Source organism: Pseudomonas sp. R43(2017), from assembly GCF_002112345.1.
GTDB classification, from domain to species: domain Bacteria; phylum Pseudomonadota; class Gammaproteobacteria; order Pseudomonadales; family Pseudomonadaceae; genus Aquipseudomonas; species Aquipseudomonas kribbensis.
The window spans coordinates 1-2,400 of the sequence record NZ_NEHJ01000015.1 but is presented as its reverse complement, the minus strand read 5'-3'; the positions used below and the strand labels follow the sequence as shown (position 1 = coordinate 2,400).

Here is a 2,400-nt window from a genome sequence, read left to right as displayed (position 1 = left end):
ATGTGCTGGTTCACGCCCACGGTCAGGTGGTCGTTGGCGCGGGCTTCGACTTTGCGGTCTGCGTAGACGGTGTGGTGTTCTTCGGCCTTGAATTCCGTGTAGCTGTTTTTTTCCACGACGTCGTGGCGTTCGTTGCCGACGCGGATTTTCTGGTCGTGTTCGATGTTCTCGTCCCAGTCGCGCTGGGCGTGGAGGAAGATCTGTTCCTGGCCTTTCTTGTCTTCGATGCGCAGTTCGTTGAAGCCGCCGCCACCCATGGAGCTCAGGGTCTTGAAGGTGGTGCGCGTCTTGTTCGCCGGCAGGGCGTAGGGGACGGTGTTTTCCTTGTGGTACAGGCAGCCGCTGATCAGCGGCTGGTCGGGGTCGCCTTCTAGGAAGGTGACCAGCACTTCCATGCCGATGCGCGGGATGGCGATGCCGCCGTATTGGGCGCCTGCCCAGGCGCTGGAGACGCGCAGCCAGCAGCTGGTCTTGTCGTCGGCCAGGCCGTCGCGATCCCAGTGGAACTGCACCTTGACCCGGCCGTATTCGTCGCAGTGGATTTCCTGGCCTTGCGGGCCGGTGACCACGGCGCTCTGGCTGCCGAGGATGCGCGGTTTCGGGTGGCGCAGGGGCGGGCGGTTCGGCACGTCCCACGGGGTGGCCTGGAAGCGGTTGCGGTAGCCCTGGTGGAAATCGTCTTTCAGCGCGGTGGTGTCGCTGGTCACCGATTCTTCCAGCACCTGCGGCTGTTTGCCTTCGTGGTGGACTTCGGTGAGCAGCCAGAGGTCATTCCACTTGGCTTTCGGGTGCTCCTTCAGCGCGAGGAAATGGCCGCTGACCAGCAGCGGCTGGTCGCTCCTGCCTTCGGCGAGCTGGAAGTCGCTGCGGTGGCGTTCGAGGGCGCGTTTGGCCAGGTGTTTGCCGCGTTCGCGGTCGACGAAACGGCCCGGGTAATCGTAATCCTCGAGGTCGGGCAGGGCGTCGCCACGGTTTTCGCTTTCGAGGGTGATGCGCGGTTTTTCGAAGTCGTAATCGCGGCGGGTGGTGCGGCTGGTGCGGGTTTCCAGGCGCAGGTCGAAGCGCTTGATCACCGGGTCGCTGGCGACCATGCCGGAGTCCTGCTGATAGGCCACCGGCGCCAGTTTGTGGAACACCGTCTGGTCATCGCCGAACACCAGTTTGTGCGCCGTGGCACTGTGCTGGAAGTGGTAGTGAATGCCTTCTTCTTCGCACAGGCGCTGGATGAAATGCAGGTCCGACTCGTCGTACTGCACGCAGTAGATACGCTCGGGGTAGATCGAACCGGTCTGGAACTCATAGGCGTTGCCCTGGATGCCGTGTTCTTCGAGGACCTTGCCGATGATTTTCGGCACGCTGAGGTTCTGGAAGATCCGCTGGTTGATCCGGTGCGCCAGGTACGAAAGTTGCGGGCGCAGGGTCACGGAGTAGCGCGTCAGGCGCTTGCCGGAATCGCCTTGCGCGGCGCGGTCGATCAGGCCATGGATGCCGCTGCCGTCGGGCGACAGCTGCAGGAAGGCCGGTTTGTGCAGCAGGGTTTCGAGGTCCAGCGACGGCTGCTCACTGACCAGCTCCACCTCGAAGGCAAACGGCTGGCTGATGGCTTCCCGACCGGTGAGGGTAAACACCTGGAAATCGGCGGAAAGCCCTTCGATGGTCAGGGCAAAGTGGGTTTCATTGGCCGGCGCGAACATCCCTTGTTCCTCGTGCTGTACAGCGGCGCCCGTCAACCGCAAGAGCGGTCAACGCGCGCGAAATTCTGGAGGGGCGTAAACAACATCGACCAGCAGAGCTGGCCGATGCTTGAAACGATCAGCCGTAATTAAACGACTGGAGCACGCCAGTCATCGGAACCCGAAGTACCGGATACTTCGTGGGTCCAGGTGATTTTGCGGTAGGTGAACTGCACTTCTTCCAGGTGGGTGAAGTGCGCGTTGCCTGGATCCTGGCAGTTGTGCATTTTGTTGTTGATGGCGACGATGATCGCGTCTTCCAGTTTGGTGGTGTAGTAGTGCTCTTGGGTACCTTGAGCCGAAGTGCGGTACCACTGGATAACGATTTCGCTCATGCGCTCGCCGGAGGTCAGTGCTGCTTGCAGCAGAGGCGAAGCCTTGTCGTAGACCTTGGTGATCACAACTGGCTTGTGCACGCGCTGACCGGTTGGCTGACCGGATTGCGGGTCACGCGGGATGATCACGTCGTGGGTGAAAGCCTGAACCATGACCTGGTCTTCGTGGCCTTCCTGGTAGGTGTTGCCAACGGAGTCGGCAGTGAAGGCGCCGGCAGTGATCAGGCCTTGTTTTTCGCCGGTAACCGACATGTACGCTGGTGTTGCCATGGGAGGTGCTCCTTGCGGATAAAGTTAGGGTGCCCGGGAGGCGAAATCGCCCGGTGGGTGCC

At 61.6% G+C, this 2,400-nt stretch carries 2 protein-coding genes; both read right to left on the bottom strand.

Annotated elements, in window-relative coordinates; genetic code table 11:
* The coding region (locus tag CAG02_RS29380) for a type VI secretion system tip protein VgrG (RefSeq protein ID WP_085713235.1) at positions 1–1,694 on the bottom strand (1,694 nt) is incomplete at its 3' end.
* Positions 1,695–1,822: 128 nt separating this feature from the next.
* Positions 1,823–2,338, bottom strand: a complete 516-nt coding sequence (locus tag CAG02_RS29375; protein WP_007949952.1) for an Hcp family type VI secretion system effector — start codon at positions 2,336–2,338, stop codon at positions 1,823–1,825.
* Positions 2,339–2,400: the final 62 nt, after the last annotated feature.